The sequence below is a fragment of the Aquimarina sp. MMG016 genome, from assembly GCF_018100805.1.
GTDB lineage: Bacteria > Bacteroidota > Bacteroidia > Flavobacteriales > Flavobacteriaceae > Aquimarina.
Genome location: NZ_JAGJEA010000003.1, coordinates 101,597 through 119,909 on the forward strand (window position 1 = coordinate 101,597; position 18,313 = coordinate 119,909).

Annotated in this window: 23 protein-coding genes; 12 read left to right on the forward strand and 11 right to left on the reverse strand. The window is 34.6% G+C overall.

Features of this window, described 5'->3' with window-relative positions; genetic code table 11:
- Positions 1 to 13: 13 nt before the first annotated feature.
- Entirely contained in the window at positions 14 to 3,070 is a 3,057-nt protein-coding gene (locus tag J8M14_RS06720; protein ID WP_211073832.1) for a class I tRNA ligase family protein, read from the reverse strand.
- A gap of 202 nt (positions 3,071 to 3,272) precedes the next feature.
- Positions 3,273 to 4,199, reverse strand: coding sequence for a 2-dehydropantoate 2-reductase (locus tag J8M14_RS06725; protein WP_211073833.1), 927 nt, complete (start codon positions 4,197 to 4,199; stop codon positions 3,273 to 3,275).
- A gap of 215 nt (positions 4,200 to 4,414) precedes the next feature.
- Between J8M14_RS06725 and J8M14_RS06730 the strand changes: the two genes are divergently transcribed.
- Genes J8M14_RS06730 through J8M14_RS06760 form a run of 7 tightly spaced genes read left to right on the forward strand, consistent with a single transcriptional unit; the run spans position 4,415 to position 9,066 of the window.
- Positions 4,415 to 5,293: a permease-like cell division protein FtsX gene (locus tag J8M14_RS06730; protein ID WP_211073834.1), complete on the forward strand. Its 879-nt coding sequence runs from the start codon at positions 4,415 to 4,417 to the stop codon at positions 5,291 to 5,293.
- An 11-nt stretch (positions 5,294 to 5,304) separates the two neighbouring features.
- A complete protein-coding gene (gene lgt / locus J8M14_RS06735) occupies positions 5,305 to 6,132 on the forward strand; it encodes a prolipoprotein diacylglyceryl transferase (RefSeq protein WP_211073835.1) in 828 nt (275 codons plus the stop codon).
- A 2-nt stretch (positions 6,133 to 6,134) separates the two neighbouring features.
- A complete protein-coding gene (locus J8M14_RS06740) occupies positions 6,135 to 6,542 on the forward strand; it encodes a hypothetical protein (RefSeq protein WP_211073836.1) in 408 nt (135 codons plus the stop codon).
- On the forward strand, positions 6,523 to 6,789 hold the full coding sequence (locus J8M14_RS06745; RefSeq protein ID WP_211073837.1) for a DUF3098 domain-containing protein: 267 nt from the start codon (positions 6,523 to 6,525) through the stop codon (positions 6,787 to 6,789). Before J8M14_RS06740 ends, J8M14_RS06745 begins: the two co-directional genes overlap by 20 nt.
- Positions 6,790 to 6,848: 59 nt before the next feature.
- Positions 6,849 to 7,643 carry an undecaprenyl-diphosphate phosphatase gene (locus J8M14_RS06750; RefSeq protein WP_211073838.1) on the forward strand — a complete coding sequence of 265 codons (795 nt, stop codon included), beginning with the start codon at positions 6,849 to 6,851 and terminating at the stop codon, positions 7,641 to 7,643.
- A gap of 10 nt (positions 7,644 to 7,653) precedes the next feature.
- A complete protein-coding gene (gene truB / locus J8M14_RS06755; protein ID WP_211073839.1) occupies positions 7,654 to 8,361 on the forward strand; it encodes a tRNA pseudouridine(55) synthase TruB in 708 nt (235 codons plus the stop codon).
- A 33-nt stretch (positions 8,362 to 8,394) separates the two neighbouring features.
- Entirely contained in the window at positions 8,395 to 9,066 is a 672-nt protein-coding gene (locus J8M14_RS06760; protein ID WP_211073840.1) for a hypothetical protein, read from the forward strand.
- Here J8M14_RS06760 and J8M14_RS06765 read toward each other — a convergent pair.
- Positions 9,063 to 9,674 carry a thioredoxin family protein gene (locus J8M14_RS06765; protein ID WP_211073841.1) on the reverse strand — a complete coding sequence of 204 codons (612 nt, stop codon included), beginning with the start codon at positions 9,672 to 9,674 and terminating at the stop codon, positions 9,063 to 9,065. The genes J8M14_RS06760 and J8M14_RS06765 overlap by 4 nt on opposite strands.
- A 103-nt stretch (positions 9,675 to 9,777) precedes the next feature.
- On the opposite strand from J8M14_RS06765, the gene J8M14_RS06770 reads away from it, so the two are divergent.
- Entirely contained in the window at positions 9,778 to 10,341 is a 564-nt protein-coding gene (locus tag J8M14_RS06770) for a DNA-3-methyladenine glycosylase I (protein WP_211073842.1), read from the forward strand.
- A gap of 2 nt (positions 10,342 to 10,343) precedes the next feature.
- A complete protein-coding gene (locus tag J8M14_RS06775; RefSeq protein WP_211073843.1) occupies positions 10,344 to 10,748 on the forward strand; it encodes an ACT domain-containing protein in 405 nt (134 codons plus the stop codon).
- A gap of 13 nt (positions 10,749 to 10,761) precedes the next feature.
- On the opposite strand, the gene upp is transcribed toward J8M14_RS06775, so the two are convergent.
- The 4 genes from upp to J8M14_RS06795 all read right to left on the reverse strand — a co-directional run bounded on the left by upp (position 10,762) and on the right by J8M14_RS06795 (position 13,554).
- Complete coding sequence (gene upp, locus J8M14_RS06780) at positions 10,762 to 11,415, reverse strand: uracil phosphoribosyltransferase (protein ID WP_211073844.1); 654 nt, start codon at positions 11,413 to 11,415, stop codon at positions 10,762 to 10,764.
- An 18-nt stretch (positions 11,416 to 11,433) separates the two neighbouring features.
- Positions 11,434 to 12,072, reverse strand: a complete 639-nt coding sequence (gene aat, locus J8M14_RS06785; protein WP_211073845.1) for a leucyl/phenylalanyl-tRNA--protein transferase — start codon at positions 12,070 to 12,072, stop codon at positions 11,434 to 11,436.
- Between the two features lie 220 nt (positions 12,073 to 12,292).
- Positions 12,293 to 12,670 (reverse strand): DUF3127 domain-containing protein, encoded by a 378-nt coding sequence (locus J8M14_RS06790; protein WP_211073846.1) that lies wholly within the window; start codon positions 12,668 to 12,670, stop codon positions 12,293 to 12,295.
- Between the two features lie 8 nt (positions 12,671 to 12,678).
- Positions 12,679 to 13,554: a flavin reductase family protein gene (locus J8M14_RS06795; RefSeq protein ID WP_211073847.1), complete on the reverse strand. Its 876-nt coding sequence runs from the start codon at positions 13,552 to 13,554 to the stop codon at positions 12,679 to 12,681.
- Positions 13,555 to 13,696: 142 nt separating this feature from the next.
- On the opposite strand from J8M14_RS06795, the gene J8M14_RS06800 reads away from it, so the two are divergent.
- Both J8M14_RS06800 and J8M14_RS06805 read left to right on the forward strand, forming a co-directional pair.
- Positions 13,697 to 14,884, forward strand: a complete 1,188-nt coding sequence (locus J8M14_RS06800) for a HAMP domain-containing sensor histidine kinase (protein ID WP_211073848.1) — start codon at positions 13,697 to 13,699, stop codon at positions 14,882 to 14,884.
- 48 nt (positions 14,885 to 14,932) lie between these two features.
- Complete coding sequence (locus J8M14_RS06805; RefSeq protein WP_211073849.1) at positions 14,933 to 15,295, forward strand: hypothetical protein; 363 nt, start codon at positions 14,933 to 14,935, stop codon at positions 15,293 to 15,295.
- Here the strand turns inward: J8M14_RS06805 and J8M14_RS06810 are convergent.
- From J8M14_RS06810 to greA, 3 genes are all read right to left on the reverse strand, one after another.
- The gene (locus J8M14_RS06810) at positions 15,292 to 15,702 is read right to left on the reverse strand and encodes an acyl-CoA thioesterase (RefSeq protein ID WP_211073850.1); all 411 of its coding nucleotides are present in this window, start codon (positions 15,700 to 15,702) and stop codon (positions 15,292 to 15,294) included. The genes J8M14_RS06805 and J8M14_RS06810 overlap by 4 nt on opposite strands.
- Positions 15,702 to 16,091 carry an HIT domain-containing protein gene (locus J8M14_RS06815; protein ID WP_211073851.1) on the reverse strand — a complete coding sequence of 130 codons (390 nt, stop codon included), beginning with the start codon at positions 16,089 to 16,091 and terminating at the stop codon, positions 15,702 to 15,704. Before J8M14_RS06815 ends, J8M14_RS06810 begins: the two co-directional genes overlap by 1 nt.
- 113 nt (positions 16,092 to 16,204) lie before the next feature.
- Positions 16,205 to 16,681, reverse strand: coding sequence for a transcription elongation factor GreA (gene greA / locus J8M14_RS06820; protein WP_211073852.1), 477 nt, complete (start codon positions 16,679 to 16,681; stop codon positions 16,205 to 16,207).
- Positions 16,682 to 16,806: 125 nt separating this feature from the next.
- Between greA and J8M14_RS06825 the strand changes: the two genes are divergently transcribed.
- The gene (locus J8M14_RS06825; RefSeq protein ID WP_211073853.1) at positions 16,807 to 17,241 is read left to right on the forward strand and encodes a hypothetical protein; all 435 of its coding nucleotides are present in this window, start codon (positions 16,807 to 16,809) and stop codon (positions 17,239 to 17,241) included.
- Here J8M14_RS06825 and J8M14_RS06830 read toward each other — a convergent pair.
- Positions 17,238 to 18,299: a HesA/MoeB/ThiF family protein gene (locus tag J8M14_RS06830; protein ID WP_247672572.1), complete on the reverse strand. Its 1,062-nt coding sequence runs from the start codon at positions 18,297 to 18,299 to the stop codon at positions 17,238 to 17,240. The two genes, J8M14_RS06825 and J8M14_RS06830, sit on opposite strands and share 4 nt — an antisense overlap.
- Between the last annotated feature and the right edge of the window lie 14 nt (positions 18,300 to 18,313).

Sequence of the window (18,313 nt, forward strand, 5' to 3'; positions counted from 1 at the left end):
TTCTCTTTTTTTGCTATCCAACAACATTGACAATTTTACCAGGCACTACAATTACCTTTTTAGGTTCTCGACCGGCAAGTTGTTGTTGTGTTTTTTCATGTGCCATCACCGCAGCTTCGATATCTTCTTTACTTAAATCTAATGGCAACTCCATCGTAAAACGTGTCTTACCATTAAAAGAGATTGGATATATCTTAGCACTTTCTACCAAATGCTTTTGTTCAAAAACAGGAAATGATGCTGTTGAGATAGACTCACTATGTCCTAGTTTTGACCACAACTCTTCTGCAATATGCGGAGCATAAGGTGAAATCAATACTAATAGCGGCTCCAAAACAGCCCTGGAATTACATTTCTGAGCAGTCAATTCATTAACCGCAATCATAAAAGTACTTACCGAAGTATTAAAAGAGAAGTTCTCGATATCTTCCTCAACTTTTTTGATCGTCTTATGTAATGTCTTAAGATTATCTTTAGTAGGTTCTGTATCCGAAACGTTCAGGACATCCCCCTGACCCCCTTCTAAGGGGGAATGGTAGAGTTTCCATAATTTTTTTAAGAAATTATGTACTCCTGTAATTCCTGCTGTATTCCAAGGTTTAGCTTGCTCCAATGGCCCAAGGAACATTTCGTATAAACGTAAGCTATCTGCTCCATATTGTTCGCAGACACCATCTGGGTTAACTACGTTGTATTTGGATTTGGACATTTTTTCTACCTCGCGGCTAACTACGTATTTATTGTCTTTTAAAAGAAATGTAGCATCCTGATATTCTTTATACTTTTCATCATTTCTAAAAAGATCAACATCTAACTCATTAGTTAGCCCTTTCAAAAGAGAAATATCCACGTTTATTTTAGAACTAGTAATGGATATAGCTTCAACAATATTTTTTAATTGAGGAAATCTGGAAACTATTTCCTTTCGTACTTCAAGAAAGAGCGCAAAGTAATTCGCTTGCCCACCACCTTCAAAGTCAAATAACTTTTCATTTTTGATTAAACCATAAGAAACCAATATTTTATTATCATATTTATGGATAAAATTCTTTATTTCAAATCTATCTTTTTCAGAAATCCTTTTACCAGAATGAGTAATTTCAAGACTATCTGAACGATCTGAAAAACTAAGCCTATAAACAAAAGCACTCGTTCCCAAAATCATTCCCTGGTTGATCAACTTTTTAGCAAATTCATCCACAGGTACCACATCTCTATCAAATAAGAACTTTTGCCAAAAACGTGCGTATAACAAGTGACCTGTTGCATGTTCGCTTCCTCCAATATATAAATCTACATCTTTCCAATAGTTAATTGCTTCTTGCGAAAACACCTCATCTTCATTATGAGGATCCATATATCGGTTAAAGTAATATGAACTTCCTGCCCAACCCGGCATCGTATTTAATTCCAAAGGAAAAACAGTAGTGTGATTTATTAGATTATTATCAACTACTTCGTTCTTTTCGGTGTCCCATGCCCAAATATCCGCTCGACCTAATGGTGGTTCACCGGTTTCGGTTGGCAAATACTTTTCTACTTCCGGTAATGCTATCGGTAAATGCTTCAAATCAATCATCTGCGGCATCCCGTCTACATAATATACTGGAAATGGTTCTCCCCAATAACGCTGACGACTAAACACCGCATCACGCAATCTATAATTGATCTTACCTTCTCCTTGCCCTAGTTTTTCTAATTCATAAATAGCAGTTTTCACTGCTTTTTTGTATTTCAAGCCATTCAAAAAGTCTGAATTGGCTATAATCGTATTGTCTTTATCTGCAAAAGCTTCTTCAGAAATATCTACCCCTTCAAAAATATTAGGGATAGGAATATTAAAATGTTTTGCAAAATCATAATCACGCTGATCTCCGCAAGGTACTGACATCACAGCACCAGTTCCATAACCTGCCAATACATAATCTCCAATCCAAATCGGCACAGGTTCTTTGGTAAACGGATGCTCTGCATAGGCACCTGTAAACACACCACTAATGGTTTTTACATCAGCCATGCGGTCACGCTCACTTCGCTTTGCAGTAGCTTCGATATATGCTTCTACTTCAGCTTTTTGTTCTGGAGTAGTGATTTTTTGAACTAATTCGTGCTCCGGAGCTAATGTCATAAAACTTACCCCAAAAATAGTATCAGGACGAGTAGTAAACACCTCAATTCTGAATTCTGAATTCTGAATTCTGAATTCTACCTGTGCTCCTTCAGAACGACCAATCCAATTAGTTTGTGAATCTTTTAAGGGCTGAGGCCAATCGATAGTATTCAATCCATCCAATAACCGCTGTGCATATGCAGAAATACGCATACTCCACTGTGTCATCTTTTTACGAATCACAGGATATCCACCACGTTCCGAGACTCCGTTTACGATTTCATCATTAGCTAGAACTGTTCCCAATTCTGGACACCAGTTTACTTCGGTTTCTGCTAAATACGTTAATCTATATTTTAGTAATACTTCTTGCTTTTCTTTAGAAGAAAAACCATTCCAATCTTCAGCGGAAAAAATCGTTACATCTTCATCACAAACTGCATTGACTTTAGAATTCCCATCTTTAGCAAAGATTTTTTCTAATTCATCAATAGATCTTGCTTTATCTGCATCAGTATCATACCAAGAATTAAAAAGCTCCGTAAAGATCCATTGTGTCCATTTGTAAAAGGTAGGGTCACTGGTTTTTACTTCACGACTCCAATCAAATGAAAAGCCTATTTTATCCAATTGCTCACGATAACGAGCGATATTTTCTTTAGTAGTAATTGCAGGATGCTGACCTGTTTGGATTGCATATTGCTCTGCCGGTAATCCAAAAGAGTCGTATCCCTGCGGATGTAATACATTGAATCCTTTATGACGTTTATATCGTGCGTAGATATCACTAGCGATATAACCTAACGGATGCCCTACATGCAAACCTGCACCAGATGGATATGGAAACATATCCAGTACATAGTATTTTGGTTTATCACTTCCATTCTCTGCTTTAAACGTTCCGTTATCCGCCCAATATTTCTGCCACTTGGCTTCAATAGTATTAAAATCGTAACTCATGATCTGAATTTAAGACCGCAAATTTACGATTTTATGTTACACCCTCAAGGTTTTTTGATCAGACCTGCAAGGTTTTGAAAACCTTGCAGGTCTATTCCAGAACTTTGGCCCCTATCGGTTGAGGGAAAGTAGAAATAAAACTGTCATTGGAGGTAGACAAATAACACCTCCCGGCCTTCGGTTACATTCCACCAGGAAGGAATCATTTTTTTCTGGCTTTAGCTTCCATAGGTTGGAGGCAGGCATAGATAAAAGCGTTAGTAGGAGTTGAAATATTTAAGTTTTTTCCTTCTTTGACAATAAAACCATTAAAATTATCTAACTCTGATGGTCTGTGTTCCATTATATCTCTTTGGGTAGAAGCAGTGGAATCATAAGGTTGCTTGCCGATAAAAAACATAATTTTATCTACAATATCATCGGGTAATGCAACTCCTTTGGCAATTCCAATTTCATAAATTTCGGTTGCGGTTTGTCTCAGTGTTTTGTTTAATTCAGGATGTCCAAACATTTCGCCAATCGTTGCTCTGGTCAAAGCTCCTAAACCACTCACCGTAGCAATAAACATAAACTTGCTCCAGATATCCACTAGAATATCATCTGAAATTCTGTTATTAAATCCTGTTTTGTCAAATACTTCTTTAACCTTTTGCAATCTTTCGGTTTTGGTTTTATCTAATTCTCCAAAAACAACTTCCGGAGGAAACCCGAAATGTGAAATGACTCCAGGAGCTTCAATTTTACTATAGATTCTACACAATCCCCCAACCACATGTTTCGAATCTAATACCGAAAGTAATTTTTCTGCATTATCGGCTCCGTTTTGAAGCGGAATTACTATCGTATCTTCTTTTAAAATGGATCGAATCATTTTTGCAGCTTCCACAACTTGCCAGGATTTCGTGCAAATCAAAATCAAATCAGCTTGCTCAACCTCATCAATAGTGTCTGTAACCATAAATGGCGTTGTAATAAAATCTCCATTGATGCTTTTGACCTGCAGTCCATTCTTTTGGATAGCCTCCAGGTGTTTCCCTCTGGCGATCATCGTTACTTTTTGACCTGAATCTGCAATTTTCCCTCCAAAATACCCTCCAACTCCTCCGATACCAACAATGACTGTATGCATACTTATATAGATTATTAGATTTTAGACCGCTTCGCTTTTAGGTTTTAGACAATTCAAAAACTCTTTTTATGGAACCTTATCTTTATCGTGATTTCAAAAATTTTAATTCTTATTATACGTTACTCATATATCAAAGTTAATTAAAACATCATAATCCTGAGATCCTGTTTTGCAACAAGATTAATTTATTATTTTTACCAGCAAATTGATTATTTATGAGCTCATCTTTTGAAAAGTATCAAAAACGACGACTAATTTCTTCATATTTTTCCGTAGTCATTAGTATTTCTCTAGTACTTTTTTTATTGGGTTTATTAGGTCTTTTAGTATTAAACACTAAAAAGGTTGCAGATCATTTTAAAGAGAAGATTGCGCTTACGATTTATCTCAAAGACACTGCAAAACAAGTAGAAATCAAACAGCTGGAGAAAAGCCTAGCTCTTGCAGAATATACCAAATCAACAACATTCATTTCTAAAGATGAAGCTGCCGAAGAACACAGTAAAGACATTGGTGAAAATTTTATGGATTTTCTAGGGTACAACCCACTTCAGAATTCGATTGATGTATACCTGAAAGCTGATTTTGTGGACCAGGCAAAGATTGAAGAAATTAATGCTTCCCTTATTAAAAAGAATTTTGTGGATGAAGTGATCTACGATCAACCCTTGATTTCACTTCTTAATGACAATATTAAACGTATTAGTTTTTGGGTATTATTGATTAGTGGGCTTTTTACTTTTATTGCTGTCCTATTAATCAACAGTTCTATCCGTCTATCTGTATATTCTAAACGATTTATCATTAAAACCATGCAGATGGTTGGTGCTACCAAAGCTTTTATCAGAAAACCTTTTGTTTGGAAAAGTGTTCGTCTAGGAATGATAGGTGCTGCCGTGGCTTTGATTGGCGTTGCTGTTGTGTTATATTACCTTAACAAAACATTTCCTGAATTGGCTCTACTAGATGATGAAATCTTATTGGTCATTTTATTCTTAGGGGTTTTTGGAATTGGTGTATTAATTACATGGGTTAGTACTTTCTTTGCTACACAGCGTTTCCTTAATCTCAGGACAGACGAATTATATTACTAAGTCAAAAACTTATGGAACCTATACACTGGGATATTGACCCTGAGATTTTTACTTTGTTTGGAACTTTTCCTATAAAATACTATGGATTATTCTTTGTTATAGGGTTATTACTGGCTTATGAAGTTGTAAAACGAATCTATACATCTGAAAATATCCCTGTAGAAAACCTGGAAAAACTTTCGACTTATCTTTTTATAGGAACTCTTATTGGGGCTAGAGTTGGGCATTGTCTTTTTTATGATTTTGCATATTTCTCTAAACATCCTCTAGAGATTTTATTACCGTTTCAAATCACAGACGGCAACTGGCGTTTTACCGGATTTGCAGGACTAGCTAGTCATGGTGCTGCAATAGGAATTCTAACCACTATTTTTCTATATATCAGAAAAACTAAGACCCCTTTTCTTTGGCTGATGGATAGAGTAAGTATCGGCATACCGGTAGCATGTGCTTTTATCCGTTTAGGTAATTTTATGAATTCTGAAATCTATGGAAAACCAACCGAAGGAAATTTTGGGGTTATTTTCGTAAGAGATGATATGATACCCAGACATCCCACACAGCTATACGAAGCATTTTCTTTTTTAGTGGTTTTTGGATTATTATCGTATCTCTATAAAAAGAAACTCTTTGTTCGTCAAAATGGTTTTATCTTTGGAGTATTCTTAATATTGATGTTCACAGCTAGATTTATAATTGAGTTTTCTAAAGAAAATCAAGTCGCATTTGAAAACAGTATGATACTTAATATGGGACAAATACTTAGCATACCATTTATTCTTATGGGAACCATCTTATTAATTATCAGTAACAAAAAAGCTAAACTAGCAACCTTATAAGTATGGGTAAGATTGGTAAAATATGGTTTTTGATTGTTTTTGTTCTTTTTCTGGCATTTATGGCAGTTGCAATTCAGACATTCAGACCTGTTCGAAATGTAGAACCTGACGATGTAATGGAAATCAGTGGCAGAGTAATTAATATCCAGGAAGGATCTGGTTTTGATATTGTAATCACATTAGAGAATGATGATCATTACTATTATATCAATCGGGGTTTACAACTTAGCTTAACTATAGAGCAATTAAAAACAGATATTCTGAATAAAACTGTTACTTTGTATCCTATTAAAAGATGGACTATATTTACCCCCGATGGCAATATGGGCCATGTTTCTAAGTTAATAATTGATGATAGCGTCATTTTTAATGAAATTATAAACGATACTCATGAGCAAACCACAAAATAACAATACACCTCATAAACCAGATTTTGTTTTTGGAAAAAAGAATTACATAGTAATGGCAATTGGTATTGCAGTGATTGCTTTAGGGTTTATTCTTATGGCCGGCGGAGGAAGTGATGATCCTAATGTATTTAATCCGGATATCTACAATTTTAGAAGGATTCGATTGGCTCCAATGGTTGTGTTGATTGGTTTTGGCATCGAAGTATATGCTATTTTACTTAATCCGGATAATAAGAAAGATCAGTAATTAAACATTTTATCTTACGGTAATTATATATTTGCATCGAATTTTAAAAACCATTCTACATGGAAATTATTGATGCAATCATTCTAGGAGTTATTCAAGGTCTTACCGAATTCTTACCTGTTTCTTCCAGCGGACATTTGGAACTTGGTAAAGCTATACTTGGTGATGAAAGTGTCCCAGAAGAGTCTTTGCTTTTTACCGTAGTTTTACATTTTGCCACAGCATTAAGTACTATTGTTGTTTTTAGAAAAGATATTTTCAGAATTATTAAAGGACTCTTTAAATTCAAAAAAAATGAAGAGACTCTATTTTCTCTAAAGATTATAATTTCTATGATTCCTGCTGTACTGGTTGGTTTATTTTTTGAAGAACAACTAGAGCAACTTTTTGGTGGTAATGTAATGTTTGTAGGTTTTATGCTACTTATTACTGCTGCACTTTTATGGTTTGCCGATAAAGCTAAAGGTACTCTAAAACCGGTGAGTAGTTCCAACGCGTTTGTAATTGGTATTGCCCAGGCTATAGCCATGTTACCGGGAATTTCTCGAAGTGGAGCGACTATTTCCACTTCTGTATTATTAGGCAATGACAAAACTAAAGCCGCTCGATTTTCATTCTTGATGGTTATTCCGTTGATTTTCGGTAAAATAGCTAAGGACTTATTAAGTGGTGAGCTTAGTTTTTCTTCAGAAAACAGTGTTGCTATTGGTATTGGTTTTATTGCGGCATTTATTTCAGGTCTTTTTGCTTGTACGTGGATGATTTCCTTAGTTAAAAAGAGCAAATTAACTTATTTTGCCGTATATTGTATACTTGTTGGCTTATTAGCCATCATTTTTGGTTTTACTAAATAGCCCCGCAAAAATGTTAACCGAACAAGACTATAAAGACGGTCAAATTATTTTGATCGACAAACCACTGCAATGGACTTCTTTCCAGGTTGTAAACAAACTTCGTTGGCTCATTCGTAAAACTTTTAGGATTAAAAAAATCAAAGTTGGGCATGCCGGAACTTTAGATCCTTTAGCATCCGGTTTATTAGTAATCTGTACAGGTAAATATACCAAACGCATTCAGGAGTTTCAAGGGCTAGAAAAAGAATATACAGGAACAATCACATTAGGTGGAACAACACCTTCTTATGACTTAGAGACAGAAATTAACCAAACATTTTCGATAGATCATATTTCCGAATCAACCATAAAAGAAGCTACAACTCAGTTTATTGGAGAAATCGATCAATATCCGCCTGTTTTTTCTGCTTTAAAAAAAGACGGCAAACGATTATATGAGTATGCCCGAGAAGGTTCTGAAGTAAAAGTCGAATCTCGGAAAATACGAATTGATGAATTCGAAATCACAAGAATAGAGCTTCCTGAAGTAGATTTCAGAGTAACATGTAGTAAAGGAACTTATATCCGATCGTTAGCACACGATTTTGGAAAAGCATTGAATAGCGGAGCTCATTTAAGTGCTCTAAGAAGAACTAAAATAGGAGACTTCTCAGTTGAAGATGCAATTACCGTGGAAGATTTTGAAAATCAGTTGCCGACAAAAATCGAAGCGGTATAAAATATTACATAACAAAACTAGTTATAGATACCTATGGAATTTATAGAAAAACATAAAGCTCTGATTATCACATCGATGTTGATGGGGATTTTTGTATTAAGTCTCTATAATATTAATATGATGGCTAAGCAAAAGGAGCAATCTGAAATACTAATGGAGATTCCTGAGGAATTGCTTGAAGAACTTACAAAAGAGGAAGAAGAACCACAGCCTCAAGAAGATCGAGAGTTAATTGCATCCAAAAGAACCCATAATGCTTATAATGAAGATTTTGAAGATCACGATGAGATTGAAGAACGTATTAAGTCCTTAACTGAAGCAGAAGAGGAAGAGCAAACAGACGAGACACCTGAAGAAGAACAACCTGCAATAGAAGAAGCTAAAGAAGAAAAGCCAAAACCAGAACCTGAGGAAACTAATAGTAAATACAGTTCTTCTAGCTGGAGTCTAAAAGGGCGAGAGTTAATGGGTAAAATACCTAACCCTGTTTATACGTGTAATGGTAGTGGAAAAGTAGTAGTAAAAATAAAGGTGAATCAAAATGGCTATGTCATCAACACAAAGATTGACAAAAGAAATTCTACGACCCGAAATGAATGCCTATTTGATAATGCTATGAAATACGCGAGACAAGCCTTGTTTTCGCGATCCTCTATTGAAGAGCAACAAGGGCTAGTGACTTACTACTTTAACTATAGTAACTAAAGGATATTTGATAAATCCTCTGCAATATTTACACCTTTGTTTTTATTGTACCAGATTTGTAAATCTTCTTTAAATTCAGGATCCAAACTACCATGCTGTGCCTTATACTCATTTACCATTTGTGTAGCAGTAGATGGTCGAGGTCCCCAAGTATTTAAAACTTCTTTGGTTTCCTTATCTATCGCAACTAGTTTAGGTATGGATTTTCCTCCATTCGTTAAAAAGTTATTCATCAATTCATCGTGATCATCCCGTAAAACAATTTTTAAATCAATCCCTTCATTTAATTCGGCCAATTTATTCATAACTGGTATAGAATGGGCAGCATCACCACACCAGCCTTCTGTCAATACGAGCCAAGTTACATTGGTTTCTGTATTTGCGAATTTTTCAGCAACAGCTCCATTAACTTTTAAGGTTTTATCCAATCTTTTCATTCTTCGATCATTAAGCATACTATAATTTGTTAGTGCTTCTGATTGCTCATGACCTGTAGACTTATCTTCAGTTAATAAATCATTTACTAAACTTCTATACTCCTGATATGTATAAGAATCTGAGATTCCTTGTGTTATTAATTCTTTTATAGTCATCGTTTTCGTTTCCATAGTCTATTCATAAATGTTATGATATATGACGTTTATAATTTCTAAAACTTACAAAGTATATTTTATGACGAAAGTAATATATTTATATCTCAAATCTAACTTTATGCAAAAACACAAATGTGGCTGGTGTATCGGAGACCCTTTATATGAAGCCTACCATGATAATGAGTGGGGAACTCCTTTGCACGATGAACAACTTTTATTTGAATTTCTGGTATTAGAGACGTTTCAGGCTGGATTGAGCTGGATTACCATCCTTCGAAAACGTGATAATTTTAGAATTGCTTTTGATAATTTTGATTATAAGCGTATTGCTAATTATTCTGAAGCTAAAAAACAAGAGTTACTTCAAAATGCTGGAATCATCCGTAATAAGCTAAAAGTAAATTCTGCAATCACTAATGCTCAGCTTTTTATGAAAATTCAGGAGGAGTTTGGCAGTTTTGATACCTATATTTGGAGTTTTGTAGATGGTAAACCCATTAAAAATAGCTGGAAGCATCATAAAGATTGCCCTGCCAACACTGAAATTTCTGATAAGATCAGTAAAGATCTAAAAAAACGTGGCTTTAAGTTTGTAGGTTCAACCGTGATATATGCTTTTATGCAAGCCATTGGGATGGTTAATGATCATACTGTAGAATGTTTTAGATACAATCAAGTTTAAAAATGGCCGGAGAAACCAATTTAACAGAGCTAATTACAAGCATGTCTCCTGAATTGCAGGCCGGTGAATATGTATTTTCTACCGTGACAAATACAGATTCCATTCCCAGAGATCAGATCATTGGTGAGTTTAAAGAAAAAGAGGGAGTAACAATTATTCTAGAACGTCAAAAAGCTGATCAATTCAACTTGCCATATCAATATATAGCATCCTGGATTACTCTTAAGATTCACTCTTCACTAGATGCTGTTGGCCTAACGGCTATATTTTCTGCAGAATTAGCCAAACATAATATTAGTTGTAATGTGATTGCCGGTTATTATCACGATCATATTTTTGTACATATAAAAGATGAAAAAAAAGCAATGAAAGTACTTAAGAAGTTATCCAAAGACTATAAAGGATAAAAACAATCTGCATTTATATTTTTACCCCAAAAGATAAATCCCCAGCATCTCCTAGACCGGGGACGATATAACTTTTATCATTTAACCCCTCATCAACAGCTGCAATCCATAAGTGCGTATTCTCTGGGAAAGTCTTACTAGCATACGCCACTCCTGCCTCTGATCCTATTACCGAAACGATATGAATTTGTTCAGGAGTTCCGTGCCCTTTCATAGCTTCAAAAGTGTTTTCCAGAGTTTTTCCGGTAGCAAGCATTGGATCTGCTAATATCAAAGTTTTATTCTCTAATGAGGGTGAAGCTAAATAATTTACCACAACCTCAAAATCATCATTACCATTATGGTGATCTCTATATGCTGAAATAAAAGCATTCTCTGCTTTATCAAAATAATTCAGCAAGCCATTATGTAATGGTAATCCTGCTCGTAAAATTGAACATAAAACAAGACTATTTATTGGCACTGATACCTGTTTAGTTCCTAGAGGGGTTTGTACAATTCTATTTTCAAAATTTAAGGTTTTACTCAGTTCATACCCTAGCACTTCTCCTATACGTTCGATATTTTTTCTAAAACGCATAGCATCCTTTTGTACCTCTACATCTCTAAGTTCTGCTATAAATTGATTTAAAACCGAATTCTCTAACCCTAAATTATGAACAATCATAGCTGAATTTTAATAATACTACTTTAAAAACTTAATAAACTCCTCTCTGGGAATCTCTTTGGCTCCCAAACTTGCCAAATGATCCGTATACACCTGACAATCTATGAGCTTTACTTCTTTTTCCTGCAACCATTCTACTAATTTGATAAAACCGTACTTAGAAGCATTACTGGCTTTTGCAAACATACTCTCCCCGCAAAACACTTTTTTATCCTCTAACCAAATACCATACAACCCACCAACCAATTCTGAGTCCTTCCACACTTCAACCGATAAAGCATGTCCTAATTCGTGAAGCTGTATATAAGCCTCTTTCATATCATTATTAATCCAAGTACCTTCCTGATCAGGACGCTCAACTGATGCACAGTTTTGTATGACACTTTTAAAATCTGTATTAAAGGTAACTTCAAAATATGCTTTTCGCAAAAGCTGATGCATACTTTTACTCACTTTCAGTTCTTCGGGAAACAAAACCATTCTTGGATCCGGGCTAAACCATAAAATTGGTTGGTCCTCATTGTACCAAGGAAAAATTCCACTGCGATACGCCAACAACAATCTTTCTACAGATAAATCTCCTCCTAATGCCAATAATCCATGGACATCGGCATACGATACTGGTGGAAATTCTAAAGTTTTTTTAACAATATACAAAACTGAATAGCAAGGGTTTCTACAACGTTAAATATCAATTAGTTGTTTGAATTGACCAAAAAAATCGTAATATTTGTTAGGACCTTTTAAGATAAATTTTGTTCATCATTGCTTTTTTGAGTTTTATTAAAAGGTTAACCTAAAACCCACAATATGAAAAGTCCGACACTTATGGTATCGGACTTTTTGCTTCTTAAACAATTATGTGTGTGCTACCAATTTAGAATGGTAAGTCGTCATGATCTTCTTCAGAGAAATCTGTCGCTGGTTCAAAAGCCTCTGCCGGTGGTGTTGGAGGAATCCCTGCAGCAGGAGCAGCAGCTTGTAAACTTTCGATTCTCCATCCCTGGATAGAGTTAAAATATTTAGTCTCTCCTTGTGGGTTCACCCATTCACGACCACGTAGATTAATACTTATTTTTACGTCTTGTCCTACCTGGAAATTATTCAAAAGATCACATTTATCCTGAATAAATTCTACCATAATATGTTGTGGATATTGTTCATCTGTAGTGACTACGATCTCACGCTTTCTAAAACCATTACTTCCAAAGGTTTGTGTCTCACCGACCATCTTTACTTTACCTTGTACTTCCATCTTAATATCTATTTTTTTGCTGATAAAATGTTCCAAGCAGTATCTACATCATCCTGATCTAGATATTGCTTTGCAAATTTATGAATTTCTATCAGGTTAGCATCCTGAATTTTAACCTTAATATTAGTATTGTTATTAACAAATGTTGATGCTTCTACTTCTGTTGGTATTTGCTCTACATTACCTAACTTACCCAAATCGTTTCCTGTTAACACCTTACTATTTCTAATACTTTCTGGCAATGAATCCACTCCAATCCCTATTGTACTCAGGGGTTTGGGCACTTCGAACATTCCCATATTAGCACGAGAATACCAATTACCACCCATACGGGCTACTTGGTCTATTTTATATTGATCAATTCTTCCATCATCACCAAGAACCTCTTGTTTTACATGAATTAAAAGTACCTCACAGATAATCAAATTACCAGCACCGCCTTGTTCTCCCATAGGAAGGATTTCATTTACTTTGCATTCCAATTGTACCGGAGATTCTCCTACTCTATATGGCTTCACTTTTTCTGAAGCTACCATAGTAAGCCCTGATTTTTCAAACTCATTAACTCCCTCAGGATATTCTGTGCTTGACAAAGACATTTGCTGTACCATATCATAATTTACAATATTTATAACCACTTCTTTAGTAGTTTTGGCATTTTCTAAAGTATGCTTTACTGTATTATCTCTTACCCTACGTGCCGGAGAAAAAATCAAGATAGGAGGATTAGCACTAAACACGTTAAAGAAGCTAAATGGAGAAAGGTTTGGGTTCTCATTTTCATCAATTGTACTTGCAAAAGCTATAGGCCTTGGACCAATTGCACCAAGAAGTGTTCCGTGTAATTTTCCGATTGCGACTTGTGTCGGATCAATTGTTATCATATTTTTATATCTTCAACACAAAGATAATTAAAGTTTAGGGTCTAAAAGTTATTCCTGTTTTACAATTACTCCTCCTAATTCACGGGCAATAAAACAGCAGAAAAACGTTTATACTTTAAGATTAAGTTAACACTACTCCTTTATGAATTTATCCGATGAGCGTAATCTAGCAAGTTATTTTATCATTATTGCTGTTTTGGTCATAACCGGTTTAGTTTTATGGAATACTTCACTTTTTTTACAAAGGCTAAAAGAAGATGAGGACATCAAAATGCAGACCTGGGCTCAATCGTATAAAGCTTTAAATAGTTTACAGGAGGATGATTATTTAGAATTATCATTAATCATAAGCGGTACAAATAACACCATCCCATTTATTATTACGGATTCAAAAAACAGTATGATTAGAGATTCTTTAGGTAATCTGGATTCAGATTATTTCAAAAATGTTCCTCAAAGCATTATTGAAGATGAAGAAAAAGCAAAAGCATATTTGATGGAAATGAATTCAGAAAATGAGCCTATAGTACTGGACTTAAAAGGAACAGTTCAATATATTAATTACGGTAACTCGGGAATCTTAAAAAAACTGAAATATTACCCAATTGCTATTGCTTTAATTATATTTTTATTAATTGGGGTGATTTATTTCTTTTTCACTACTTCAAAAATAAGCCAGCAAAACAAATTATGGGCTGGTATGGCTAAAGAAACTGCTCATCAAATAGGAACACCACTTTCTTCATTGATTGGTTGGAACGAAATTCTGAAAACCGAACAGGTAAATCCCGAATATATTGCAGAGATCGAAAAAGATATCTCTAGACTTAAGGTGATTACAGAACGTTTTTCAAAAATAGGTTCTGTTCCAAGCTTGGAAAAAGTGGACATTGTAGAAGAAACACGTAGTGCATATACTTATTTACAAACCCGAAGCTCTAAACTGATTAATTTCTCACTTGATCTACCAGATCATCCTATTATGGTTTCTTTAAACTCTCAACTATTTAGCTGGACTATAGAAAATCTAGTTAAAAATGCTATAGATGCTATGCGCGGTAAAGGAGATTTAAGCATTGACCTTAGCGAAGATTCTAAACGAGTGTTTATTAGAGTAAAAGATACTGGTAAGGGTATTCCTAAAAGCAAATTTGCCAAAATTTTTGAACCTGGATACACTTCTAAAACAAGAGGTTGGGGACTTGGTTTATCTCTTGTAAGAAGAATCATAGAAGAGTATCACTTAGGCAAGATTAAAGTGCTAAGATCTGAAATTGGTAAAGGGACAACTTTTCAAATCACACTTCGGAAATCACAAGCTACTGTATAACATTATCTATTCATGAACGTTATACATTAACACCAAATCAAAAATAAAGTGAAAACCGAATACATAGTTCTTAAAGAAACTACACTTACTAATAATTGCCCGGAATGTTACTCTAATGATGGCATGCTACTTTCTTTTAAGCAAGAGAAACGTAAATCCAAGTTAATGGTGAGAACCAAAAGCAATGTTATAGAAAGTATTGTTTGTGGAAAATGTGAATCCAAAATTTTTCCGGGTATTTGGACTCCGGACATAGAAAGGGTATATGACTATCATAGAAAAACTATTACTCCAAAATCAGGATCTATGCAATTTACCGGATTGTCTTATGCATTAATCCTTTTAACCCTGTTAATAATAACCGGAGGATATTTATACCTCAAACATCCGGAAATCATAGGCTTGGGCTAGTATTTTGACATAATTTCTCTTAGCTCTTCAGTAATGGAAAAAGTTTTGTCAATATTAAAATCAAAGCAAACGGCAACATCGTGTCCTTCTGCACAAAGCACTCCTTCATCATTATATAATCTATGAAATAGACCAAAACTGGAATTCTTTATGAATTCGACTTTAGTCTTTATCAGCACATTCCCGGGGAAAAACAATGGATGCTTAAAATCACATTTAGTGGACACTAACATAGGACCTTTTTTTGTTTCTTTGTACAACCTGTCTAATCCTGTAACTTCCCAAAACTGGACACGTGCACTTTGCATATATTTCATGAAATTTACGTTGTTCACGTGCTGATAGGTGTCCATCTCACTCCAATCGATCCGAAGTTGAAGAGATAATCGAAATTCTGAATCTTGCATTACAAATTAGATTGTATTTCAGCTGTCAACGTTTCAAATTCTTCCTGCGACATTGAAACTTTATGTTGAAAGGTCATTTCTTTCATATCATTAAGTGGAATCAAATGCACATGTACATGTTGAACTTCGAGTCCTACCACTGCGATTCCCACACGTTTGCATGGAATCGTTTTTTCAAGTGCTTTTGCGACTTTACGAGAAAAACGCATTAATTCTACATACGTTTCTTCATCAAGGTCAAAAATTTTATCCTCTTCCTTTTTCGGAATACAGAGTGTATGACCTTTGGCATTAGGATTAATGTCTAAAAAGGCAAAGAATTTATCATCTTCAGCAACCTTATAAGATGGTATCTCGCCGTTTACAATTTTAGTGAACAGGGTGGGCATGGATTAATTGTTTAGCTGGTTTACAAATAGGGGGTATTCTATCATGTTAAAAATAACAAAAAAACCTTTCTTCAAAATTAAAGAAAGGCTTTTTATATTTATGTTAAATTCTTCTATTCTCTAGTAATTTCTACAACATCAAATTTCATAATCCCATTAGGCACCTGAATTTCAGCTATTTCACCTACACTTTTACCTAAAAGACCTTTTCCGATAGGAGAATCTACAGATATTTTTCCGGATTTAAGATCAGCCTCACTCTGAGCTACTAACTTGTATGTCATCTGTGCTCCATTAGTCTGATTTTTAATCTTCACAGTAGAGTGTATCAAAACCTTAGATGTATCTAATTGAGATTCATCTATCAATCGTGCATTAGCCAGTGTCTCTTCCAGCTTAGAAATTCTCATTTCTAATAGCCCTTGAGCTTCTTTTGCTGCGTCATACTCAGCATTTTCACTAAGGTCTCCCTTATCTCGGGCTTCTGCAATAGCTTGTGATGCCTTTGGTCTTTCTATATCTTTAAGCTGATTTAGCTCTTCTCTTAAATTTTTTAGCCCTTCTGCAGTGTAATAAGATACTTTGCTCATAACTTCATCGTTTATATAAATACAAAAAATCCCACCAAGATGGGACTTTAACATAACAAATATAATAAAAAAATAAACCAGATCATATTTTTATGTAATTTGGCAATCGAATAAAGTAACATTTTATGCACACAAAAAGGTTCTTGTTTTTAGTACTTTCAATGTTTATGATATTATCTTGTGAGGATGATGATCGTGCCGATAATCCTTTTTTACCTAATGTATCAGTAAATTTCGAAGCTAATCTTAATTTACCTCAATTTAGTCAATTAGAGTTCCAAGGAAATACTGTAATTGTAGAAACCGGAGGTGTTGGGATAAAGGGGTTAATTCTTCACAATTCACTTAGTGGTGGTTTTAGAGCTTTTGAACTAAGTGACCCTAATCATTTTCCTAATTCTTGTTCAACTCAGACCTTCAGTGGTTCTGTATCAACCTGTAACTGCGAGGATGAAAATAAATACGATCTAAATACTGGCGTGTCCTTATCAGGTTTACCATATGGTTTAAAACCATATAGAGTTCAGTTACAAGGGAGTAGTTTGTTTATTTCAAATTAATATAAGGACAATCCTTGTTTCAGGTTAATTAACTCGAGATCATTTCTAAGTCCTGAAATAATCTCAATGGCTTTTTTACTTCGAATACCTGATTGACAGCAAACAACAATCGGTTTTTCTGAAATAATCTCTGAAATACGTTCAGAAACTTCATTTAATGGAATATGAATCCCTCCGATATTAAATTGATCAAATTCTGTCTTATTTCTAACATCTAAGATCTGATAATTACCTGAATTTTCTTTTAATTCTGAAACTGAAATTTCTTCAATCACATTTAAATTAATTCCACAGAAAAAATTATAATTCTCTTCTAACTGATTGATCTCTAGGTCCTCATTTTTTTTGAAACTGAGGATTTGTTGTTGTAAAGTAAGTGAATCAAAATACAATAATTTACCATTAAGCACTTCTCCTATTCCTGTAATTATTTTAATAACTTCATTAGCCTGAAGACTACCTATAATTCCCGGCAACACCCCTAATACTCCAATATCAGAACAATTAGGCACAGCATCTGGAGCCGGAGGATCAGGAAAAAGACACCTATAGGTAGGGCCATTTTTATAGTTTAATACTGAAACCTGACCTTGAAATTTAAAAATAGAACCAAACACCAACGGTTTATCCGCAAGTACACAAGCATCATTTACCAAATATCGTGTCGGGAAATTATCACTACCATCTATAATAATATCATAATCAGAAAAAAGATCTAGGGCATTATCAGTATTTAATTTTTCATCATATACTTTAAAAAACACAAAAGGATTCAGTTTTGATAATCTTTCTGCTACAGTTTTGGCTTTAGATTTACCAATATCATCAATCGTATACAATATTTGTCTCTGGAGATTAGTTTGATCTACTACATCATCATCAATAATTCCAATAGTACCTACTCCTGCAGCGGCAAGATATTGTAACACCGGGCAACCTAAGCCTCCAGCTCCAATAACCAATACTTTAGCTGATTTAAGCTTTTCTTGTCCTTCTAACCCGATCTCATCAAGGATGATATGGCGGTTATATTGTATTTTTTCTTCTTTATTGAGCATAATCCATAAAGATA

Coding starts and splice junctions, on each gene's coding strand:
- J8M14_RS06720 (WP_211073832.1), bottom strand. CDS start 3,070: ATGAGTTACGATTTTAATACTATTGAAGCCAAGTGGCAGAAATATTGG.
- J8M14_RS06725 (WP_211073833.1), bottom strand. CDS start 4,199: ATGCATACAGTCATTGTTGGTATCGGAGGAGTTGGAGGGTATTTTGGA.
- J8M14_RS06730 (WP_211073834.1), top strand. CDS start 4,415: ATGAGCTCATCTTTTGAAAAGTATCAAAAACGACGACTAATTTCTTCA.
- lgt (WP_211073835.1), top strand. CDS start 5,305: ATGGAACCTATACACTGGGATATTGACCCTGAGATTTTTACTTTGTTT.
- J8M14_RS06740 (WP_211073836.1), top strand. CDS start 6,135: ATGGGTAAGATTGGTAAAATATGGTTTTTGATTGTTTTTGTTCTTTTT.
- J8M14_RS06745 (WP_211073837.1), top strand. CDS start 6,523: ATGAGCAAACCACAAAATAACAATACACCTCATAAACCAGATTTTGTT.
- J8M14_RS06750 (WP_211073838.1), top strand. CDS start 6,849: ATGGAAATTATTGATGCAATCATTCTAGGAGTTATTCAAGGTCTTACC.
- truB (WP_211073839.1), top strand. CDS start 7,654: ATGTTAACCGAACAAGACTATAAAGACGGTCAAATTATTTTGATCGAC.
- J8M14_RS06760 (WP_211073840.1), top strand. CDS start 8,395: ATGGAATTTATAGAAAAACATAAAGCTCTGATTATCACATCGATGTTG.
- J8M14_RS06765 (WP_211073841.1), bottom strand. CDS start 9,674: ATGGAAACGAAAACGATGACTATAAAAGAATTAATAACACAAGGAATC.
- J8M14_RS06770 (WP_211073842.1), top strand. CDS start 9,778: ATGCAAAAACACAAATGTGGCTGGTGTATCGGAGACCCTTTATATGAA.
- J8M14_RS06775 (WP_211073843.1), top strand. CDS start 10,344: ATGGCCGGAGAAACCAATTTAACAGAGCTAATTACAAGCATGTCTCCT.
- upp (WP_211073844.1), bottom strand. CDS start 11,415: ATGATTGTTCATAATTTAGGGTTAGAGAATTCGGTTTTAAATCAATTT.
- J8M14_RS06790 (WP_211073846.1), bottom strand. CDS start 12,670: ATGGAAGTACAAGGTAAAGTAAAGATGGTCGGTGAGACACAAACCTTT.
- J8M14_RS06795 (WP_211073847.1), bottom strand. CDS start 13,554: ATGATAACAATTGATCCGACACAAGTCGCAATCGGAAAATTACACGGA.
- J8M14_RS06800 (WP_211073848.1), top strand. CDS start 13,697: ATGAATTTATCCGATGAGCGTAATCTAGCAAGTTATTTTATCATTATT.
- J8M14_RS06810 (WP_211073850.1), bottom strand. CDS start 15,702: ATGCAAGATTCAGAATTTCGATTATCTCTTCAACTTCGGATCGATTGG.
- J8M14_RS06815 (WP_211073851.1), bottom strand. CDS start 16,091: ATGCCCACCCTGTTCACTAAAATTGTAAACGGCGAGATACCATCTTAT.
- greA (WP_211073852.1), bottom strand. CDS start 16,681: ATGAGCAAAGTATCTTATTACACTGCAGAAGGGCTAAAAAATTTAAGA.
- J8M14_RS06825 (WP_211073853.1), top strand. CDS start 16,807: ATGCACACAAAAAGGTTCTTGTTTTTAGTACTTTCAATGTTTATGATA.
- J8M14_RS06830 (WP_247672572.1), bottom strand. CDS start 18,299: ATGCTCAATAAAGAAGAAAAAATACAATATAACCGCCATATCATCCTT.